Origin of the sequence: Pseudomonas sp. 57B-090624, from assembly GCF_003234055.1 — a bacterium.
GTDB lineage: Bacteria > Pseudomonadota > Gammaproteobacteria > Pseudomonadales > Pseudomonadaceae > Metapseudomonas > Metapseudomonas tohonis.
The window spans coordinates 1-22,645 of sequence record NZ_QKRU01000034.1 but is presented as its reverse complement, the minus strand read 5'-3'; the positions used below and the strand labels follow the sequence as shown (position 1 = coordinate 22,645).

7 protein-coding genes are annotated in these 22,645 nt (G+C 70.0%); 4 read left to right on the top strand and 3 right to left on the bottom strand.

The window, feature by feature from the left end:
* The first annotated feature begins 160 nt into the window (after positions 1 to 160).
* From DMX10_RS17070 to DMX10_RS17055, 4 genes are all read left to right on the top strand, one after another.
* Positions 161 to 1,501 carry a TolC family protein gene (locus tag DMX10_RS17070; RefSeq protein WP_158545610.1) on the top strand — a complete coding sequence of 447 codons (1,341 nt, stop codon included), beginning with the start codon at positions 161 to 163 and terminating at the stop codon, positions 1,499 to 1,501.
* A 102-nt stretch (positions 1,502 to 1,603) separates the two neighbouring features.
* Positions 1,604 to 17,164 carry a Calx-beta domain-containing protein gene (locus DMX10_RS33440; RefSeq protein ID WP_111262183.1) on the top strand — a complete coding sequence of 5,187 codons (15,561 nt, stop codon included), beginning with the start codon at positions 1,604 to 1,606 and terminating at the stop codon, positions 17,162 to 17,164.
* Between the two features lie 60 nt (positions 17,165 to 17,224).
* Entirely contained in the window at positions 17,225 to 18,910 is a 1,686-nt protein-coding gene (locus DMX10_RS17060) for an ATP-binding cassette domain-containing protein (protein WP_111262182.1), read from the top strand.
* Complete coding sequence (locus DMX10_RS17055) at positions 18,903 to 20,312, top strand: HlyD family type I secretion periplasmic adaptor subunit (RefSeq protein ID WP_111262181.1); 1,410 nt, start codon at positions 18,903 to 18,905, stop codon at positions 20,310 to 20,312. Before DMX10_RS17060 ends, DMX10_RS17055 begins: the two co-directional genes overlap by 8 nt.
* A 47-nt stretch (positions 20,313 to 20,359) precedes the next feature.
* Here DMX10_RS17055 and DMX10_RS17050 read toward each other — a convergent pair whose 3' ends face one another.
* The 3 genes from DMX10_RS17050 to DMX10_RS17040 form a co-directional block, all read right to left on the bottom strand.
* On the bottom strand, positions 20,360 to 20,917 hold the full coding sequence (locus DMX10_RS17050; protein WP_111262180.1) for a 2OG-Fe(II) oxygenase: 558 nt from the start codon (positions 20,915 to 20,917) through the stop codon (positions 20,360 to 20,362).
* Positions 20,918 to 21,042: 125 nt separating this feature from the next.
* Positions 21,043 to 21,615 (bottom strand): cysteine dioxygenase family protein, encoded by a 573-nt coding sequence (locus tag DMX10_RS17045; protein ID WP_111262179.1) that lies wholly within the window; start codon positions 21,613 to 21,615, stop codon positions 21,043 to 21,045.
* Between the two features lie 157 nt (positions 21,616 to 21,772).
* Positions 21,773 to 22,612 (bottom strand): DMT family transporter, encoded by an 840-nt coding sequence (locus DMX10_RS17040; protein ID WP_256604827.1) that lies wholly within the window; start codon positions 22,610 to 22,612, stop codon positions 21,773 to 21,775.
* Positions 22,613 to 22,645: the final 33 nt, after the last annotated feature.

The window sequence follows — 22,645 nt, the reverse complement described above, 5'->3', positions numbered from 1 at the left end:
CGCGCGAGGGAGTGAATGTCAGCATTTGTCAGTTTCGCGAGGTGGCATAAAGCTACCATCGCGATGCCCGGTGCCCTGCCGCCGGACCATCACGATGACCTGTAGCGGTGAGCCCTCCATGCTTTCTACTTTGAAACCCGTCCTTCAAGCGCGGCGAGAGTTGCTCGCCACCTGCCTGCTGCTGTGCTCGGCCAATGCATCCGCGGAACAGGGGTTCGCCGACAGGCTCGAACGCATCCTGCGCGAGCACCAGCTGGTGCGCATGGTCGATGCCGACGTCGAGACCGCCCGCGAGCAGGTCGCCGTCGAGAAGACCGCCTATTTCCCCAAGCTCACCGTCAACGGCAGCGCCGGCAAGCAGCACATCGACCGTGAAAACGGCGGCAACGGCAGCTACGACCCGTCCGAGGCCAGTGTCGGCATCAACCAGCTGATCACCGACTTCGGCGCCACCTCGTCCCGCGTGCAGGCCGCCAAGGTGGTGCTGGTCAAGGAAGAGGCCGAGCGCGAGCTGCAGGTGCAGAACCTGACTCTGGCCGCCATCGAGGCACAGCTGCAGGTGATCCAGGCCCAGCGCACCCAGGCCTACGCCCGCCAGTCGGAACAGAACATCAAGCAGCAGACCTCCCTGGAGAACGCGCGCATGGAGGCCGGCCGCGGCTACGCCACCGACGTGCTGCAGGCCAAGTCGCAGCTGGCCGGTGCCGAGGCGCGTCGCGTCATGGCCGACAGCCGCATGCGTGAAGCGCTGAACCGCTACCGGGTGATCTTCGGCGAAGCCGCCATCGCCGCCGACAGCCTGGAGGGCCTGGCCATTCCCGGTGCGCGCCTGCCGGCCTCCGAGGTGGACATCATCGAAAGCGTGCGCCAGCAGAACCCCGACGTGCTGGCCGCCATCAAGCGTGCCGAGGTGACCCTCGCCGAGCGCGACGCCGCCCGCAGCAAGGAGCTGATGCCGCGCCTGTCGTTCCGCCTGAGCCAGGCCCACTTCGACGACTACGACGGCTCCCCGGGTCGCCGCGACGACACCAAGGCCATGGTCAATTTCGACTGGCAGTTCGACCTCGGCATGCGTGCCGACCACGTCACCCGTGCCGCCGACCAGGCCGTGCTGAGCGCCGAGGAGAAGGCCGACTACGTGCGCATCCAGGCCATCGAGGAAGCCCGCAACGCCTGGGACTCCTGGCAGACCTCCCGCGAGCGCTCCGAGCACCTGCGCAACCAGGTGAACATCGCCGAGAGCTTCCTCGACCTGGCGCGCAAGGAGCGCGAGATGGGCCGCCGTTCGCTGCTGGACATCCTCAACGGCGAGATCGGCCTGATCAACGCCCAGAGCGACGCGACCGCCGCCGGTATCGACGAGATCATCGCCGCCTACCGCCTGCTGCGCGCCACCGGCCGCCTCAGCCCCGAGCTGTTCCGCCAGCCCGGCATCGTGCTCCCGGCCGATCGGGCACTGCCCGTGGCCGCCCTCGATGCCGGCCAGGCCGAGGCCCGCTGAGGCCCGTTGCACGACCGATCCGTCCAGCGCACGCACCTGTCCCGGGTGCGTGCGTGTTTTTCCCAGTACAGGCTGTAAACAGCATCCGCAGGAGTAGCCGAGATGGCTGAATTGACGAGCGCGCAGATCGAAACCCTGGTACGTGCCGTTCAGGTGGTCACGGACTTCCTGACCGGCCATGCGCCCGCCGAGGTCACCTCGCTGGAGCAGGCCCTGCAGACCATGCACGACATGCTCCTGGCTGCCGGCATCCCGATGCAGATGGCTGCCGCGCTGCGCCAGGCGATGGCGGCCCAGGCCAACGCCGCCGTCGCCGGCAACGCTGCGGTGGACGCCAGCGCCTGGGTCAAGGGCTGGCTCGCGGAGGCCCCGTTCACCGCCCAGCCGGACGCACCGGCCGAGCGCCACGATGGCGTCCAGGCCCTGGAGGCGACCCCGCTCCCCGGCCAACCGGACGGCTCGACCATTCCCGGCCCCGCGCCCTTCGACAGCACCTACCGCCCGGAGATCACCGGCCTGTTCGGCCAGGACATCGACCTCGACCAGCCCAACGTCACCTTCCGCCCCGAGCAGGCCGCGCTCACCGGCGACATGACCGGCAGCGGCATGCTGCCGCCCGGCGTACCGCCGGAACTGGCCATGCTCAACCTCGACGGCATGGGCCCGGGCCTGCTCGGCGGCGTCAGCTCCGGCATCGGCACCGGTGCGGCCAGCCAGGGCACCTCGGGCGTGGCCGGCGGCGGCCTCGGCGTGTTCCCCAACCTGCGCGGCGATACCGGCATCGGCAGCAGCCTGTCCGCGGGCACCAACAGCGAGCTGCCGGCGGGCTTCGAGCCGACCCCCGCACCCACCCTGCGCGATACCAGCGAGCCGGCCTCGGTGCTCAGCGTCGCCGGCGCCCCCGAGGTGCTCGAAGGCGACGACGGCGACACCCTGGTGCTGGTCTTCACCGTCAGCCGCAGCGGCGGCATCGGCGCCAGCCAGGTGCAGTGGAGCCTCGCAGGCCTGGACCCGGCCCTGTTCGGCGGCAACCTGCCCGGCGGCCTGCTGGCCTTCGCCGAAGGGCAGATGAGCCAGGAGATCCGCATCGAGGTGCCCGGCGACTACCTGGCCCAGGGCGACCGCACCGCCACCGTGACCCTCAGCGGCCCCAGCGCCGGCAGCCAGCTCGGCGGCCAGGCCAGCGCCAGCACCCAGATCCTCGACAACGAAGCCACCGTCAGCGTCGTCGCCACCCGCCTGCAGGTGCTCGAAGGCGACGAGGGCGACCAGCAGTTGCTGACCTTCGTCGTCACTCGTGACAACGGCCGTGCCGCCGCCACCGTGGACTGGAGCGCCAGCGGTCTGGACGCGGCCGACATCGGCGGCCCGCTGCCCTCCGGCAGCCTGGTCTTCGGCGTCGGCGAGGTGAGCAAGACCATTACCATCCCGCTGCTGGGCGACCGCGTGGTCGAGCCCAGCGAAGTGCTCACGGTCACCCTGGGCAACCCCAGCGCCAACCTCATCATCGGCACCGCCAGCGCCAGCACCACCGTGGTCAACGACGACGGCCTGGTGTCCATCCGCGCCAACCAGGCCCAGGTCACCGAGGGCGACAGCGGCACCACCACCACCGTCAGCTTCACCGTCACCCGTACCGACGCCCAGAGCAGCGGCTCGGTGCGTTGGTCGGTCAGCGGCGTCGATGCCGACGACCTGGTCGAAGGCATCGACGGCGGCACCCTGGAGTTCGCCGCCGGCGAGACCAGCCGCGACATCGTCCTCACCGTGCGCGGCGACCGCAATGTGGAGGAGAACGAGCCCCTCACCGTCAGCCTGCAGAGCGACCAGAGCAACCTGCGGGTTTCCGGCGGCAGCGCCAGCACCCAGATCGTCAACGACGACACCGGCGTCAGCCTGCGCGGCGTGACCCTGGACGTGGTCGAGGGCGGCCAGGGCCAGCAGACCGCGATCACCTTCCTGGTGACCCGCTCCGAGCTGCTGGGCCAGGACCTCACCATCGACTGGCGCTTCGTGCGGGTCGGCGCCCACGCCGCCGACGCCAACGACTTCATCGCCGGGCAGAACCAGCTGGGCATGGCCGATGGCATGCCCAGCGGCAGCGTCACCTTCGCCGCCAACGAGACCCAGAAGCTGGTCACTGTCTGGGTCAAGGGCGACAACCTGGCGGAAACCGACGAGACCTTCGGCATCGTGCTGCACAACCCGCCGGCCGGCGTGCAGGTCATCAACGGCGAGGCCTACGGCACCATCCGCACCGACGAATCCACCTACAGCATCGAGGCGCTGACCGCGTCCACCACCGAGGGCAACGGCACCGGTGGCGTGCAGGCCTTCGTCATCACCCGCACCGGCAACACCAGTGGCGCCGGGCAGATCGGCTACCAGATCGCCGGCTACGGCGAGCTGCCGGCCGACGTCAACGACTTCGCCGCCGACCAGCCCATGAGCGGCGTGGTGCAGTTCGCCGCCGGCGAGAGCAGCAAGGTCATCTACGTGCGCCTCAACGGCGACAGCCTGATCGAGGGCACCGAGAGCTACACCGTGGCCCTGCAGGCCCAGGACGCCAACAGCCAGATCGACGTCGGCGCGGCCCTGGCAAGCATCGACCCGGACGACCAGGCGGTGTCCATCACCGCGCGCAGCGCCAACGTCCGCGAGGGCACCAGCGCGGCGCCGGTGCTGGAATTCGTGGTCACCCGCAGCGGCGAGCTGTCGCTGCCGGGCACCGTGCAGTGGCAGGTGCAGGGCTACGGCAACAACCCGGTGGACGCCGCTGACTTCGGCGGCACCCTGCCGTCCGGCACCATCGAGTTCGCCGCCGGCCAGAGCAGTGCGGTGATCCGCTTCAGCCCCAGCCCGGACAGCCAGTACGAACCCACCGAGGGCCTGCAGGTGGTGATCGCCACCAGCACCCCGGGCATGACCGTGGTCCAGGACCGTGCCACCGGCAGCCTGATCAACGACGACGCGCGCCTGACCCTCGACGGCAGCGGCCTGACCGCCGCCGAAGGCAACAGCGACACCCCGCGCCAGCTCAACTTCACCGTGCAGCGCCAGGGCGACCTGACCCAGAGCGTCAGCGTCGACTGGCGCCTGGTGTTTGGCAACGACGCCGACTCCGCCAGCCTCGCCGACTTCCTCTCCGGCACCGCCTTCAGCGGCACCCTGGAGTTCGGCCGCGGCGTGCAGAGCCTGGTGGTGACTCTGCCGCTGTCCCCGGACAATGTGCTGGAGGCCAACGAAACCTTCCAGGTGGTGCTGAGCAACCCCAGTGCCGGCGCCGAAATTTCCGTCGGCCAGGCCACCGGGGTGATCCGCAACGACGACGTGGTGTTCAACCTGTTGTCCCAGGCCGACAGCTTCGAGGGCAGCGGCGGCACCCGTGAGCTGCGCTACGTGGTCGAGCGCAGCGGCGACCTCGCCGGCAGCGACACCATCACCTGGAGCCTCGCGCCCGGCGCCATCAACGGCGTGGACGGCAGCGACTTCGTCGGCGGCGTGCTGCCCAGCGGCACCCTGGTCTTCGCTGCGGGCGTCGATCGCCTGGAGATCGTCCTGCACATCGCCACCGACTCCCAGCTCGAAGGCGACGAGAGCTTCGTCCTCAGCCTCGGCACGCCGAACCCCGGCGCCACCGTGGGCAACGGCAGCATCGACGGCCAGCTGCTCAACGACGACCAGCAGTTCGCCATCCAGGCCCAGGCCAGCAGCGTCAACGAAGGCGGTGATGGCCAGGTGGCCGAGCTGAGCTTCGTGGTCAGCCGCAGCGGCTACCTCGGCGGCACCGGCAGCGTCGCCTGGCGCGTGGTGGGCGAGGGCGGCAACCCGGTGGACGGCGCCGACTTCGTCGGGGGCGTGCTGCCCGGCGGCATCCTCGACTTCGCCAACGGTGACACCAGCCAGACCATCACCCTGCAGATAGCCGGCGACTACCGCCTGGAGGCCAGCGAAGGCCTGCGCGTGGAGCTCTACGACCCGGCGACCGGCTCCAGCCTGGGCACCGCCACGGCGTCGGCCAGCGTCACCAACGACGACACCGGCCTCTCCATCGCCACCACCCGCAGCGGCCTGGTGGAAGGCGACAACGGCAGCGTCATCCATGAATTCACCGTGACCCGCTCCGGCGTCACCAGCGGCACCACCACCGTGGACTGGAGCCTCTCCGGCCAGGTGGATGCGGCCGACTTCGCCGGTGGCGTGCTGCCGGCCGGCACCCTGACCTTCGCCCCGGGCGAGACCAGCAAGGTGATCCAGGTCGCCGTGCGTGGCGACCGCGACGTCGAGGGCGACGAGGCCTTCACCCTCACCCTGGGCAATGCCAGCGGCCACGCCGAGATCCTCACCGGCCAGGCCCAGGGCAGCATCGTTTCCGACGACGTCGGCATCCGCATCCAGGCGCAGCAGGCCGAGGTGGCCGAAGGCTCCACGGGCGAGACCCAGGTGCTGCGCTTCACCGTCACCCGCAGCGGCGACCTGTCCGGCCCGGTCAGCGTGACCTGGACCGCCAGCGGCCTGCAGGCCGACGACTTCGCCGCCGGCACCGCCCTCAACGGCCTGGTGCAGTTCGCCGCCGGCGAGACCAGCAAGGTGATCGAGCTGACCCTGGCCGGCGACGCCCTGCTGGAAAGCGACGAGACCCTCACCCTGACCCTGGGCAACCCGGCGGAGAACCCCGCCCACGACCAGACCCAGCTGCTCACCGGCAGCGCCAGCACCCTGGTGCGCAACGATGACGTCGGCCTGTCCATCGTCGCCGACCAGGCCAGCGCCGCCGAAGGCGATGCCGGCCAGGAACGCAGCTTCACCTTCACCGTGACCCGCGCCGGCGACCTGCGCGCCACCAGCGTCGACTGGAAGGTGGCGGTGGGGCAGGGCGTCGACGCCGCCAGCCTCGCCGACTTCATCAGCGGCCAGGACGCCCTGGGCGCAAACGGCGGCCTGCCGTCCGGCACCCTGCAGTTCGCCGAGGGCCAGACCCGCGCCCAGGTCACCGTGCGCGTGTCCGGCGACGGCCACATCGAACTGGACGAGACCTTCGGCGTCAGCCTGGAGGCCCGCGACGGCAACACCGAACTGACCGTCGGCAGCGCCGACAGCCGCATCGACAACGACGACCTGGGCTTCTCCATCAGCCCGCTCGCCGCCGACAAGGCCGAAGGCCACGGCGGCACCACCGCCTTCACCTTCACCGTGACCCGCGCCGGCGACCTGGGCTCGGCCGCGCTGGTGGACTGGTCCCTGGCCGGCATCGCCAACGCCGCCGACTTCGACGCCAGCACCGGCACCCTGAGCTTCGCCGCCGGTGAGGCCAGCAAGACCCTGACCCTCCTGGTCAAGGGCGACCTGGTGGTGGAGGCCGACGAGACCTTCAGCGTCAACCTGGGCAACGCCCGCCTGGGCGACGGCACCCCGCAGAACGTGGTGGACGGCAGCGCCGAAGGCGTGATCCGCAACGACGACCAGGGCTTCGCCGTGGTCGCCGAGCGCGCCACCGTCAGCGAAGGCACCGGCGGCAGCCAGACGGTGATCTACCGCATCGTGCGCAGCGGCGAGCTGTCCGGCAGCGCCACGGTCGATTACGCCGTCAGCGGCGCCAATGGCGGCGACGCCGGCGACACCCTGGGCGGCCTGCCCAGCGGCACCCTGACCTTCGCCCCGGGCCAGTCCGAGCTCACCGTCAGCTTCGAGCTGGCCGGCGACAGCCGCGTGGAGGGCAGCGAGGCCTTCACCCTGACCCTGAGCAACCCCAGCGCCGGCCTGGTGACCGGTGCTACGGCCACCACCACGGTGCAGGACGACGACACCAACTTCAGCATCAGTGCCCCGGCGGCGCAGGCCGAAGGCACCCAGGGTGCCTTCACCGACATCACCTTCACCGTGACCCGCAGCGGCCTGAGCAATGCCGCCGGCTCCGTGCAGTGGCGCCTGAAGAGTGCCACCGGCCTGGACACCAGCGACTTCGCCAGCGGCCAGGACGGCAACGGCAACAACGGTGGCCTGCCCAGCGGCACCGTGACCTTCGCCGCCAACGGTAGCGACACCCAGACCATCACCCTCCGCGTGCGCGGCGACATCCTGGTCGAGGCCGACGAGGTGCTCCAGGTGGAGCTGTTCAACCCGCAGGGCGGCACCGTCGAAGCGGGGCAGGGCAGCGCCAGCACGCGTATCCTCAACGACGACGCCAGCTTCGCCATCGTCGCCGACGCCGCGAGCCTCGCCGAAGGCAACGGTGGCGAGCGCCTGGTGAGCTTCACCGTGACCCGCAGCGGCTCGCTCGCCGGCAGCCGCGACCTGACCTGGACCCTGAGCGGCGGCCTCGACGCCAGCGACCTGGGCGCCGGCCAGGGCAGCACCGGCACCCTCAGCTTCGCCGACGGCCAGGCCACCGCCACCCTGGTCATCCGCGTCAAGGGCGACTCGGTGTACGAGGGCGACGAAGCGCTCACCGTGACCCTGTCCAACCCGCCGGCCAACAGCAGCATCAGTGCCGCCAGCGCCACCACCACCCTGACCAACGACGACGCCACCCTGAGCATCGGCGCGCTGTCGGCGGACAAGGGCGAGGGCAACAGCGGCTACGTGGACTTCACCTTCAGCGTCAGCCGTGGCGGCTACCTGAACCAGGCCAGCAGCGTGCAGTGGCGTGTCGACCCGAGCGTGGCCAACGCGGTGGACGGCGCCGACTTCTACGGCAGCCAACCGGGCGGTGTGCTGCTCGATGGCGACGGCATCCCCTACGGCACCCTGAATTTCGCTGCGGGGGAGAACAGCAAGACCATCACCGTGCGCATCGCCGCCGACAGCAAGCTGGAGGCCAACGAGGTGCTCAAGCTGGTGCTGGAGAACGCCTCCGCCGGCACCGAGATCACCACCGGCAGCGCCACCGGCACCGTGCGCAACGATGACGCCGAGCTGAACATCACCGCCGGCACCACCAGCCGCAGCGAAGGTGACGGCGCCCACGGCACCGGCGCGCCCTTCACCTACACCGTGACCCGCACCGGCAACCTGGACCAGGCCAGCACGGTGAACTGGAGCGTCCAGCACCTGGACACCAACGTCGCCGACTTCACCAACGGCTCGGCCTACCTGACGCCCTCCGGCACCCTGAGCTTCGCCGCCGGCGAGAGCAGCAAGACCATCACCGTCTACGCCTACGGCGACACCGGCGTGGGCAGCATCGAGGGCAACGAGCGCTTCAACCTGGTGCTCAGCGGCGCCAGCAGCGGCACCTCCATCGGCGCCAACGGCAGCTACCAGAGCACCATCGCCAACGACGACACCCGCGTCACCGTCGAGTGGGTCCAGGCCAGCCAGGCCGAGAAGGTGGCCGGCGAGAACACCACCTACACCATCACCCTGACCCGCAGCGGCGACCTGGCCAAGACCTCCACGGTCAACTGGAGCACCACCGGCCAGGACGTCTGGTCCTACAGCAACGGCCGCTGGGAATACGCGGCCGACGGGGCCGACTTCAATGGCGGCACCCTGCCGTCGGGCAGCGTGACCTTCGCCAGCGGCGAGACCAGCAAGACCATCACCCTCACCGTGCGCGGCGACGACACGGTGGAGGACGACCAGTGGTTCAAGGTGCTGTTCAGCAATGCGGGCGGCATCGACGAGCTGGTGGCGCCGCAGACCGGCAGCCAGAACATCTACACCAGCGACACCACGCTGCAGACCAACACCAGCGCCAGTGGCGTGTACCTGTTCGGCGAGATCCAGCGCGACGAGGCGGAGTTCTACATCCAGGACACCCCCACCACCGGGCGCACCCGCGTCGAGGGCGACACGGTGGCCGACGGCGGCAGCGCGGCCGATGGCTACATCGAGCACACCTTCGCCGTGTACCGCACCGTTTCCACCGCCGGCAGCGCCTGGGTGGACTGGGCCGTGCAGACCAGCGTCAGCGGCTACACCGCCACCGATGCCAGCGACTTCTGGAACGACACCGTGCCGTCCGGCCGCGTGGAGTTCGTCGATGGGCAGTCGGTGGCCTACGTCACCATCCGCACCAAGGTGGACGATGCCGGCGAGCAGGAGGAGGCCTTCCGCCTTTACCTGACCCAGGCCAGCCCGGGCAGCAGCATCCAGGGCGGCTCCAGCGCCAACCCCGGCTACGTCGACAACCACGTGGTGCTGCAGAACGACGACACCCGCTTCGACGCCAGCGTGGCGCATGTCAACGAAGGGCAGGACCTCGTCTACACCATCACCCGCAGCGGCGACCAGCGCGGCACGGATTCGGTGGACTGGTCCATCCAGCTGGGCGGCTCCGAGAGCACCAACGAGACCAGCAACACCCGCAGCACCTGGTACAAGCTCGACCCCGCCGACCTGGACATGGACTGGATCCTGGCCAACAACCCGGGCCTGTCTTGGAACGCCGGCACCCGCACCCTGAGCGGCAGCTTCACCTACACCGATGGCGAGCTGACCAGGACCGTCACCCTGCGCACGATCAACGACGGCCTCGCCGAGACCTGGCGCGAGGAAGCCACCCTGGTACTGGGCAACCCGCAGAACCTGGACGGCGACATCGAGACGCCTTCCATCGGCTCCAGTGCCACGGGCCGCGTCTACGACGACGAGCCGGCCGCATTGCTGGGCGTCAGCGCCGGCAGCACCCAGGTGTTCGAGGGCAGCGCCGCCAGCACCAGCGTGACCTTCACCATCACCCGCACCGTGCAGCCGGGCGGCAGCATCGACTACGCCAGCTCCGTGGCCTGGCAGATCGTCGGCAACAACATCAACTGGGGCGGCAACAACGGCGGCCAGGTGAGTGGCTACGGTGGCAACACCGCCTGGTCCACCTCGCCCTACTCCAACACCACCTACGGCGTGGTCAGCTTCGCCGCCGGCGAGACCAGCAAGCAGGTGACCGTGACCTTCGGGGGCGACACCGTGATCGAGCCGGACACCGGCCTGACCATGACCCTGCTGGACCCGCGGACCGCCTACGACAACGGGTTCATCAGCGGCAGCTACCGCGACGAGTACGGCCCCACCAACATCGACCCGGCCCAGGCCAGCGCCAGCACCACGCTGCGCAACGACGACATCCGCCTGTGGGTGGGCAGCTTCGGCAACGCCACCCCGAGCGTCGCCGGCTACGAAGGCCAGCCGCTGAACTTCACCCTGGTGCGCTCCGGCCGCCTGGATAACGACGTGACGCTGAACTACACCCTGGTCAGCGGCACCGCCGGCAGTGCCGACTTCGTCAGCACCAGCGGCAGCTTCACCCTGGCCGGTGGGCAGAGCAGCTACGCCATTTCCCTGGCCAACCTGCTCAAGCTCGACGGCAGCATCGAGAGCACCGAAGGCTTCACCCTGCGCCTCAGCGCGCCGGGCGACAGCACCGGCTCCACCGTGCGCTTCGGCATCGACTCCATCGCAGCCAGCACCGCTACCAGCATGGACATCGGCGGCACGCTGTACGACGGCGACACCGCCTACAGCATCACCCCCACCGCCACCAGCCTGGCGGAAACCGGCGCCGGCCAGTCCGCGACCTTCTCGCTGAACGTGGTGCGCAGCGGCTACATCGGTTCCGGCACGGTGAAATGGCGCGTGGAAGGCATCGGCGGCAACCCGGCGGACGCGGCCGACTTCACCGGCGGCGTGCTGCCCAGCGGCACCCTGGGCTTCGCCGATGGCGTCACCACCGGCACCATCACCTTCAGCGTGCGCGGTGACGGCACGGTGGAGGCCAACGAGACCTTCCGCGTGGTGTTCTACGAGGAGACACTCAACGGCCCGGGCGTGACCCGCAGCCTGTCGCAGAACAGCGCGACCCTGACCATCACCAACGACGACACCGGCATCAGCATCGCCGACGCCTCGATCACCGAAAGCGACGCCAACCAGGTGCTGGTCTTCACCGTCACCCGCTCCGGCGTGACCAGCGGCAGCTCGTCGATGAGCTGGTCGCTGCTGCACGACAGCACCAGCGCCGCCGACTTCAGCGGCGCCACCAGCGGCACCCTGAGCTTCGCCGCCGGCGAGACCAGCAAGACCATCAGCGTCACCGTGGTCGGTGATGTCACGCCCGAGCAGGTGGAGCAGTTCCGCATCGTCCTGGGCAGCTTCAGCGGCGATATCAGCGACCCGATCCGCACCACCGCCACCGGCACCATCCGCAACGACGACGCCACCTTCTCCATCGCGCCGCTGCAGGGGGCGACCAGCGAGGGCCAGGCGCAGACCTTCGTCATCACCCGCAGCCACGGCACCGAGCAGAACCAGACCATCAACTGGCAGATCCTGCTCAACGGCAGCGCCGATGCGGCGGACCTCAATGGCCAGGCGATGTCCGGCTCGGTGACCTTCGCCCCGGGCGAGCTGACCAAGACCATCAGCATCCAGTCCAGCCAGGATGCCGTGGCCGAGGTCGACGAGACCTACAGCGTGCAGATCACCTTGGGCGCCGGCACTGCCGGCGACACCATCGCCCAGGGCACGGCCGAGGGCACCATCCTCAACGACGACGCGGCCTTCAACATCAGCGCCGACCAGGTCAGCCGTGGCGAAGGGCAGGGCGGCACCACCGCCTTCACCTTCACCGTGACCCGGACCGGCGACACCAGCGGCAGCGCCTCGGTGGCCTGGCGCCTGGGTTCCAGCGCGGCCAACGCGGCGGACTTCGCCAGCGCCGACCTGCTGGGTGACAACGCCGGCCTGCCCAGCGGCAGCCTGGTGTTCGCCGACGGCGAGTCGAGCAAGACCATCACCGTGCTGGTGAACGGCGACACCCAGGTGGAGGGCGACGAGGCCTTCAACCTGGTGCTGGGCAACGCCAGTGGCGCGCAGATCCAGACCGGCAGCGCCAGCAGCACCATCCTCAACGACGATGCCAGCATCAGCATCGCCGCCACCGACGCGAGCAAGGCCGAAGGCAACGGCGGCACCACCGCCTTCACCTTCACCATCACCCGCACCGGCTCGCTGGAGCAGGCCAAGACCGTCGACTGGGCGGTGGTGGGCAGTGGCGCGCACCCGGCCGATGGCAGCGACTTCGCCTTGGGCGTGCTGCCCTCCGGCTCGCTGGTGCTGCCGGCCGGCCAGGCCAGCGTCACCCTCACCGTCAACGTGCGCGGCGACCTGCTGGCCGAAAGCGACGAGGGCTTCAGCCTGGTGCTGAGCAACCCGTCCAGCGGCCTGGTGATCGGCCAGGCCAGCGCCGACGGCCTGATCCGCGCCGACGACGTGGTGATCGACGTCGCCGCCCCCGCCGCCCAGGCGGAAGGCAACGACGGCCAGACCACCTGGTTCGACTTCGTGCTCACCCGCAGCGGCAAGCTCAGCGGCACCGAGACCATCAACTGGAGCGTCGCCGGCATCGGCGCCAACCCGGCCTCGGCGGATGACTTCCTCGCCACCAGCGGCAGCGTCACCTTCGCCGCCGGCCAGGAGCAGCTGACCATCCGCGTGCCGGTGCGCGGCGACTACAGCGGCGAGGCCAACGAGGACTTCCGCCTCAGCCTGAACAGCGCCGACGGCGTGGTCTTCAGCCAGGCCACGGCGGACGCCACCATCGTCAACGACGACGTCTCGGTGAGCATCGTCGCCAGCGACGCGCGCCACGTCGAAGGCCATGACGGCCTGCAGACCGTCTACACCTTCACCGTCAGCCGCAGCGGCAACCTGGATCGCGCCACGAGCCTGGACTGGAGCCTGCAGGGCCTGGCCGATGCCGCCGATTTCCTCGGCGGCGTGCTGCCCAGCGGCAGCCTCAGCTTCGCCTCGGGCGACGCGGCCAGCCAGACCATCAGCATCGTGGTCCTCGGCGACCGCACCCTGGAGGGCGACGAGTCCTTCCAGGTGGTGCTGGGCAACGCCTCCGCCGGCACCGACATCAAGGTGGGCAGCGCCACCGGCACCATCGTCAGCGACGACGTGCAGTGGAACCTCGCCGTCGTCGCCACCCCGGTGGAAGGCGACAACGGCTCCACCGGCTACAGCTTCCTGGTCACCCGCACCGGCAGCGGCCTGGCCACCAGCCTGGCCTGGAGCGTCGCCGGCAGCGGCGCCAACCCGGCCTCGGCGGATGACTTCGTCGGTGGCCAGCTGCCCTTCGGCGAGCTGACCTTCGCCGAGGGCCAGATGAGCCAGACCGTGATCGTCTGGGTCGCCGGCGACAGCCGCCTGGAAGCGGACGAGGGCTTCACCCTCAGCCTGCAGGCGCCCGGCGACAGCCTCAGCCACACCTTCGCCAACCAGCAGGTGGAGGCGGTGATCCGCAACGATGACGACGTGTTCGCCATCGCCCCGCGCGCCGCCGAGGCCCATGAAGGCACCGCGCTGACCTTCACCGTGACCCGTACCGGCAGCACCGAAGGCACCTCCACCGTGAACTGGCGCATCGTCCACGGCGACACCGATGCCGGCGACTTCAGCGTCACCAGTGGCACCCTGACCTTCGCCGATGGCCAGAGCGAGATGGTGCTGAGCATTCCGGTGCGCAGCGACCGCGACGTGGAGCTGGACGAAGGCTTCAGCGTCGAGCTGTACCAGCCGGGTGCCGGCAGCAGCATCGACCCGGCCGGCTCCAGCGCCGCCGGGGTGATCCGCAACGACGACGTCGACCTGACCCTGGCCAGTGTCACCGCCCAGGTGTACGAGGGCGACGCCGGCACGCCGGGCCGCCTGCACTTCACCGTGACCCGCAGCGGCGATTCCAGCGGCGAGACCCGTGTCGACTGGGCCGTGCAGGCCGGCAGCGCCAGCGCCGCCGACTTCCCGGGTGGCGTGCTGCCCAGCGGCCAGCTGGTGTTCGCCGCCGGCGAGACCCACAAGGACATCTACATCGACGTGCTGGGCGACGGCCTGGACGAGGGCGACGAGCAGTTCACCCTGCAACTGTCCAACCCCAGCGCCCATGCCGACATCGTCGGCAACGGCCAGGTCGGCACCCTTCGCAACGACGACGACAGCCTCGCCCTGAGCGCGGTGACCCGCGAAGCGGTGGAAGGCGACGACGGCCTGACCCTGTTCACCTTCCGCATCGACCGCAGCGGCAGCTCGGTGGGCGCCGCCAGCGTCGACTGGCGCGCCGCCGGCGTGGGCGCTCATGCCCTGAGCGACGCCGAGTTCGCCGCCCTCAGCGGCACCGTGCACTTCGCCGATGGCGAGACCAGCAAGACCTTCACCGTGGCCGTGCGCGGCGACGAGCTGGGCGAGGAGGACGAGGGCTTCCAGGTGTGGCTGGAGAACCCGAGCTTCGGTTCCACCATCACCACCGGCCCGGTGGAGTCGGTGGTGCTCAACGACGACCCGGTGCTGTGGATCGCCGCCGACGCCGCCCAGGTGGTGGAAGGCAGCGACGGCCAGCAGACCGCGGTGACCTTCACCGTGACCCGTGGCGGCGACCTCTCCGGCCCGGCCAGCGTGCTCTGGGACCTGCTGCCCAGTGGCGCCAACCCGGTCAACGCCGAGGACTTCGGCGGCATCTTCCTCAGCGGCGTGGTGGCCTTCGGCGCCGGCGAAACCAGCAAGACCATCACCGTCTACGTGGATGCCGACACCCTGGGCGAGCGCGACGAGACCTTCTCCGTGGTGCTCAGCGACGCCGAGGGGGCGACCATCCTCACGGGCGAGGCCAGCGTCACCCTCCTCAACGACGACCGTGGCCTGAGCATCGCGGTGCTCGGCAGTGATCGCCAGGACGAGGGCAACCAGGGCCAGGTGACCGAGTTCGTCTACCGCGTGGAGCGGGTGGGCGACAGCAACGGCAGCGTCAGCGTCGACTGGGCGCTGCAGGGCGCAGGCACCTACCCGGCCAACGCCGGCAGCTTCGTCGGCGGCGTGCTGCCGTCGGGTTCGCTGGTGTTCGCCGACGGCGAGACCTACAAGGACATCGTCATCCGCGCGCAGGGCGACGACGTGCTCGGCCCGGACCAGGGCTTCGAGGTGGTGCTCAGCGGCCCGCAGGGCATCGACCTGATCAACGACCGCGCCAGCGGCACTATCGTCAACGACGACAACCAGTTCGCCATCCGCGTGGTGGACAGCGTGCTGGCGGAAGGCAACGGCGGGGCGACCACCATTTTCCGCTTCACCGTGACCCGCAGCGGCGACACCAGCTCGGCGGCGAGCATCGACTGGTCGGTGGCCGGCAGCGGCTCGGCACCGGCGGATGCGGCTGACTTCGTCGGTGGCGTGCTGCCCGGCGGCGTGCTGCAGTTCGCCGCCGGCGAGACCAGCAAGGTGCTGGAAGTGGCGGTGTACGGTGATGACCTGGGCGAGTCCGACGAGCAGTTCACCGTGCAGCTCTCCAGCAGCGGCGGTGGCAGCAGCGTCAACCCGCTGCAGGGCAGCGCCCGCGCCACCATCCAGGGCGACGACGTGGCCCTGACCGTGCTGGCCATGGACAGCAGCCGCCTGGAAGGCGGCCCCGGCACCACCACGCCGCTGACCTACCGCATCCTGCGGGCGGGCCCGGACGACGCAGCGCTGACCCTCACCTACAGCATCGCCGGTGCGGTGGACGCCAACGACTTCACCCTGCCGCTGACCGGCACCATCACCCTGGCCGCTGGCGTCTCGGAGATGGTGTTCAGCCTGCCGATCCGTGGTGACGCCCTGCGCGAGGGCGACGAGTCCTTCACCCTGACCTTCAGCCACCCGGCCATCGCCGGCGGTTCCACCAGCCTCGGCGGGACCATCCGTGACGACGACCTGGGCCTGGGCATCAGCGGCCCGGACAGCGTGCTGGAGGGCGACGCGGGCGCCACCCTGGTGACCTACCAGGTGACCCGCAACCCGTCCGCCAGCGCCGAGACCTTCTACTGGAGCCTGCAACCGGGCGCTGGCCAGGGCGTGGATGCCGATGACTTCGGCGGCGCCTGGCCTTCCGGCAGCGTGACCTTCGCTGCCGGCAGCACCACCGCGAGCTTCAGCTTCTCGGTGAACGGCGACCGCGCGGTGGAGGCCGATGAGCTGATGTCCATCGTCCTGCGCTCGGCGGCCAACAGCCCCTATGTGCTGATCAGCAAGGACGTGACCCTGCGCAACGACGATGTCGCCGGCGCTGGCGATGACCTGCTCACCGGCACCTCGGGTGCTGACAACCTGGCTGGCCTGGGCGGTAACGACCGGCTGTTCGGCGGGGCCGGCAGCGACGTGCTCGACGGCGGCGCCGGCGACGACCTGCTGGTGGGTGGCAGCGGTGCGGACGTACTGCGCGGTGGCGCCGGTGCGGACCGCTTCCACTACACCTCGCCGGGCGACGGCATGGACGCGATCCTGGACTTCCAGGCCGGCGTCGATCACCTGACCTTCGACCCGACGGCCTTCGGTGGGCTGAGCAACCTGACCTCGGTGTCCCAGGCCTTCACGGGGGACGTGATGGACACCCTGGCGCAGCTCGCGGCCCAAGGCGATGCCGACGTCTACCGGGTGAGCTTCGCCTCCGGGCAGTTCCAGTTCGGCACCGGCAGCAACGGCCAGCTCGACGAGCTGGAGGCGATGATCAGCGGCAGTGGCCAGCACAGTGGCTCGGCCTTCTTCCTGATCTCCAACGGCGACGTCACCCGGCTGTACTACGACGCCGACACCGCCAGCGGCACGGACGGCAGCGGACTTGTCGCCCTGGCCGAGCTGGCCAACCAACCCGATGCGCACAACCTGCCACAGGACGTGATCCAACCCCACACGGTGTGACCCGATCCCCTCCGCGCTGCAACGCGGAGGGGATTTCCGCTTTTACCGAGTAGTACCGAGATGAACGAGTTTCTCCGCCGCATCGCCCTGCAGCCCAGGCTCCGCCTGGAATTGCTGCTGTCCTCGCTGTTGATCAACCTGCTCGGCCTGGCCAGCTCGCTGTACAGCATCCACGTGCTCAACCGCTACCTGGCCCTGGGGGTGGACGCGACCCTGCTGACCCTGACCCTGGGCGCGCTGCTGGCGGTGGGCTTCGAGGTGCTGCTGCGCAACGCCCGCCTGCGGGTGGCGCAGTGGCTGTGCGCCCGCGCCGATGCCGAGCTGGGCGAGACCCTGTTCGAGAGCAGCGCCCGTGGTCAGTACGCGCTGGTGGAGCAACTGCCCCACAGCGCCCGGCGCGAGATCCTTTCCGGGCAGGGCACGGTGCAGCAGTGCTTCGGCGCGCCGAACCTGGTGACCCTGCTGGACACGCCCTTCGCCTTCGTCTTCGTGGTGGTGCTGGGCATGCTCAGCCCCTTCCTCGCCGGCATGACGCTGCTGGTGATGGCCGGCGTGGCGCTGGTCTCGCTGCTGGCCCAGCGTCGCCTGCGCGAGCCGATGGAAGCGCAGAGCCGCATCGCCATCCAGATGGCCGGCTACCAGCACAACCTCACCGCTGGCGGCGAGATGGTCCGCGCCTTCTCGGCGGCCGATGCGCTCAAGGAAAAATGGCGCGCCTGCGCCGACGACCAGGCCGAGCAGCGTGCGCAACTCAACCGCCTGCAGAACACCATGCAGAACGCCAGCTACGCCGGGACGCTGATCCTCGGCATGGTGATCATGGGCCTGGGCGCCCGCCAGGTGCTGGCGGGCAACCTCGATGTCGGTTCGCTGATCGGCTGCAACATCCTCGCCAGCCGCGCCCTGGCGGCATTGACCCGGGCGCTGGGCCTGGGCGAGCAGATCGGCCGCGGCCAGCGCGCCCTGGACCTGGTGCGCCAGCTCTGCGCCATCCCCCGCGAGCGCGCCGAGGGCGTGCGCCTGGGGCAGATGCAGGGCGCCCTGCGCTTCGAGGACATGGCGTTCTCCTATCCCAAGCAGGCGGTGCCGGTGCTGGAGCACTTCGACTACCAGCTGGAAGCCGGCAAGGTGCTGGCCTTCACCGGCGCCAACGGCAGCGGCAAGACCACCATGGCGCGGCTGCTGGTGGGCCTGCTGGAACCCCTGCGCGGGCACCTGCTGGTGGACGGCATGGACCTGCGCCAGGCCGACCCGCAATGGTGGCGCCGGCAGGTGGCCTACCTGCCCCAGGAGCCGCAGTTCTTCGACGGCACCCTGCGCGAGAACCTCTGCGTGCTGGCGCCGGAAACCCCGGACGCGCGCGTGCTGGAGGCCTGCCGCGAGCTGGCCGTGGGCGCCTTCGTCGAAGGTGGCGCCGAAGGCCTCGGCCTGGCGCTGCGCAACGGCGGGGCGAACATTCCGCTGGGCATCCGCCGGCGCCTGGCGCTGGTGCGCGCGGTGCTGGGGGAGGGGCGCCTGGTGGTGCTGGACGACCCCACCGAGGGCGTCGACGCCGAGGGCTGCAAGGCCATCGCCGCGCTGCTCAGCCGCCTGGTGCGCGAAGGCCGCACGCTGGTGGTGATGAGTAACGAACCCTTCATCCTCGGGGCCGCCGACGTGGTCATCGACCTCAACCAGAAGCCGGTGCCGCGCGTGCTGCGTGAACCCGCCCGCGAGCCCGCTCGCGCAGGAGCCAGCCATGTCTGAACAGAGCCTGCCACTGGACGACCAGCCGACCCGCCTCGGCCGCGCCACTGATCGCGTGCTGGGCGCCTTCGAGAACAACCCGGTGCTGCGCCGCCTGATCGGTGTCTTCCTGCCTGGCAGGGGCGATGCGCTGCCGGGTGACGAGCTGCTGGGCAGCCGCCTGACCATCCGCCTGCTGGCGTTGCTGCTGGGGGCGTTGCTGCTGTGGTCGGCGCTGTTCACCCTGGACATCGCCAGCCACTCCACCGGCGAGGTGGCCTCGATGGGGCAGACCAAGCTGGTGCAGCACCTGGAGGGCGGCATCGTCCGGCGCATCCTGGTGCGCGAGGGGCAGCGCGTGGCCGCCGGCGAGCCATTGGCTGAGGTGGAGCGCGTGGCGATGCTCTCCGAAGGCCGCGAGACCGAGGCGCTGCTGAGCTCGTTGCGTATCCGCGCCATCCGCCTGGAAGCGCAGCTCGCCGGTGCCGACGCCATGCAGGTGCCGGAGGAGCTGGCCAGGGACTACCCCGAGCAGGTGAAGGTCAACCGCGACCTGTTCATCGCCCAGAAGAGCCGGTTGGGCAGCCGCTACGAGGAGCAGCAGCAGAAGATTCTCCAGCGTGATGCCGAGGAGAAGGAGCTCAAGGCGCGCAGTGCGCACCTGAACGCCAAGCTCAAGCTGCTGCGGCAACAGATCGCCATCAGCGAGAAGCTGATGAAGGAAGGCCTGGCCAACCGCTACGAGCACCTGGAGCTGCTCAAGGACGAGGAGCAGCTGCGCGGCACCCTGCAGGAAACCCAGGCCTCCCTCGGCCGCGTGCTGGCGGCACAGCGCCAGGAGCAGGCGGCGCTGACCTCGCTGGATTCCGGCGGCAACGAGGAGCTGCAGAAGGAACTGGCCGAAGCGCGCCGGCAGATCACCGAGCTGCAGGAGCGCCTGCGCAAGTTCTCCGACAGCCGCGAGCGGCAGGTGGTGCGCTCGCCCATCGAGGGGGTGGTGATGACCCTGCAGGTGGTGACCGAGGGCGGTGTGATCCAGCCCGGCGGCACGCTGATGACCCTGGTGCCGGCCGACGAGCCGCTGATGATCGAGACCCGCCTGCCGGTGGGCGACATCGGCATGGTCAACCCGGGCCAGCAGGCGCGCATCCAGCTGGTGTCCTCGATTGCACGGGGCTTCCAGCCCATCGATGGCGAGGTGGTGGACATCAGCCCGGACTCGGTGCTCGACGAGCAGAAGGTGCCTTACTACCGCGTGCGCATCCGCCCGGCCCAGGACGCCTTCGTCCACCGTGGCACGCGCTACCCGCTGCTGCCGGGCGTGCCGGTGAGCGTGGCGATCCTCACGGGCGAGCGCTCGCTGTTCAACTACATCGCCGGCCCGCTCACCGACGGCATGCACCGTTCGTTCAGCGAGCCGTGATGGGGGCTTGAGGAGCCGCAGGCGCAAGGCCGGCGGCTCCGTGGTGATCAGGGCAGGCGGCGGTACATCACGTCGCTGCGCAGCACGTACTTCACCCCGGCCCTGATGGCGGCGCCCTGGTGCATGACCGGGTGGGGGAAGACCAGCAGCATGCCGGCCTCGGGGCGGATGCGGTCTTCGTCGCGGAACTGGGTCTCGCCGCCTTCGTAGTCGTCGTTGAGGTAGAGCAGGAAGGTCAGCTGGCTGATCTCGTCCTGGCTGCGGCGGTAGAAACCGTCGCGGTGCCACTTGAAGTACTGCTCGGGCGTGTAGCGGTAGAAGCGGAAGCGCTCGTTCAGCCCCGCCAGTTGCCATTCGTTGTCCAGGCAGGCCGGCAGCCAGGGACGCGCGCGCTCCAGCAACTGGCTGGCCAGTGCCGGGTCGTCGAAGAGGATGCGGTCGTTGTTGCGGATGTTCTTGTGGATCTCGTGCGCACCGTCGCGCATCTGGATGGCCGCCTCCTCGTAGCCCATGGCTTCGCTCATGCGGATATGGGCCTGGCATTCCTCGCGGGACAGAAAGCCCCGGATGAGAAAGCGAGCGACGCCGAGATCGGTCTTTTCCATGTTTTGTCTTCCTTGTCGGGGCCTGGCCCTCGTTCCTCTATGGCGCGGCCTCGAGCCGCCGGCGGATGCTAGGGGCGCGGCGGGGTGCTTGTCGAGAAGAGGAGGAGGGCGCTGTGATGCGCTGTCTATCGTGTCGCGTTGTGCTCGACTTCGGTGAGCCGGCGGGTGCCGGAGGCGAGGTCGTAGACGTGGAAGTTGTGCATCAGCCGGCCGTAGAGGTGCAGGCTCACGGCGCGCTGGCGACCGCCGGGCACGCCGGTGATGTGGATGTGGTCGGGGTTGGGCACGAAGCTGGTGACGGCGCCGGGTGGCAGCAGGAGGGTGCCGCCGCGTGCCAGTTCGATGCCATCGTCGCGATCGTTGGCGGAGGAGGTGCAGATGAAGGTGTGCTCTTGCAGCATGCCTTCGAGGATGCCGACCACGCCCCAGCTGCCGTGGTCGTGCACGGGCGTCCACTGGCCCGGCAGCCAGACGATGGCGTAGAGCGAAAGTTCGTCGTTCGCGGCGCAGTGGATGAGGTTGCGGGCGTAGTGCGTGGGGTCGCTGCGGTAGTGCCCGGGTTCGAGGAAGCCGGGAGCGTTGTGCAGCAACTCGGCCATGGCGGGCGCGAGGGCGGCGACGCAGTCGCAGGGGGAGGCTTGCTGGTGGCTCAGTTCGGTGGCGTGTTCGATGAAGCGGTTCAAGGCGGTCTTCGGCATGTGCGGCACCCTCCAGTGGTTGCTCCCGGCTCGTGGCCGGGGCCGAAACGGTCGCCGCCGGTAGGGCGACGACGGGATTGTCGGCGGGACGCCGGGGTGGCCGGCGCGCCTCCGGACTCACTGTAGACGCTTTGCGACGCGCCGCCCGGGGAGGGGTTCAGCGGGCGAAACGGCGCGCGCCGGCGACGCAGAGGATCACCGCCAGGGTGACGCCGAGCATGGCGGGGCTGACCCGCTCGTGGAGCAGCCCGGCGGCCAGCGCCAGGCCGAAGAAGGGCTGCAGCAATTGCAGTTGGCCGACGGCGGCGATGCCGCCCTGGGCGAGGCCGCGGTACCAGAAGACGAAGCCGATCAGCATGCTGAACAGCGACACGTAGGCGAGGCTGGCCCAGGCCGGCGCGCTGAGGGTGGCGAGGCTCGGCGGCATCAGGGCCACGGTGAGCAGGAGCATCACCGGTAGCGACAGGACCAGCGCCCAGCAGATCACCTGCCAGCCTCCGAGCGTGCGCGAAAGTCTCGCGCCTTCTGCATAACCGAGCCCGCAGACGACGATGGCCAGCAGCATGAGCAGGTCGCCCCGGGGGGAGGCGGTCAGCCCCTGTGATAGCGCGAAACCCACCACCAGCAGGCTGCCCATTGCCGAGAACGCCCAGAAGGCGGCAGGTGGTCGTTCGCCACCGCGCACCACGCCGAATAGGGCGGTGGCCAGGGGCAGCAGGCCGAGGAAGACGATGGAGTGGGCGGAGGTCACGTATTGCAGGGCCAGCGCGGTGAGCAGGGGGAAGCCGAGGACGACGCCCAGCGCGACGACGATCAGGGGCAGCAGTTGCTGGCGGGTGGGCCGCCGCTCGCCGGATGCGAGGAGCAGGCACAGGGCGAGAAGCCCGGCGATGCTGGCGCGGGCGACGGTGAGGAAGGTGGGGTCGAGCTCCTGCACGGCCACGCGGGTCGCCGGCAGCGAGCCGCTGAAGATCAGTACGCCGATGAAGCCGTTGATCCAGCCACGGGTGGCGTTGGCCTGGGGGTGGGA

Coding starts and splice junctions, on each gene's coding strand:
- DMX10_RS33440 (WP_111262183.1), top strand. CDS start 1,604: ATGGCTGAATTGACGAGCGCGCAGATCGAAACCCTGGTACGTGCCGTT.
- DMX10_RS17060 (WP_111262182.1), top strand. CDS start 17,225: ATGAACGAGTTTCTCCGCCGCATCGCCCTGCAGCCCAGGCTCCGCCTG.
- DMX10_RS17055 (WP_111262181.1), top strand. CDS start 18,903: ATGTCTGAACAGAGCCTGCCACTGGACGACCAGCCGACCCGCCTCGGC.
- DMX10_RS17050 (WP_111262180.1), bottom strand. CDS start 20,917: ATGGAAAAGACCGATCTCGGCGTCGCTCGCTTTCTCATCCGGGGCTTT.
- DMX10_RS17045 (WP_111262179.1), bottom strand. CDS start 21,615: ATGCCGAAGACCGCCTTGAACCGCTTCATCGAACACGCCACCGAACTG.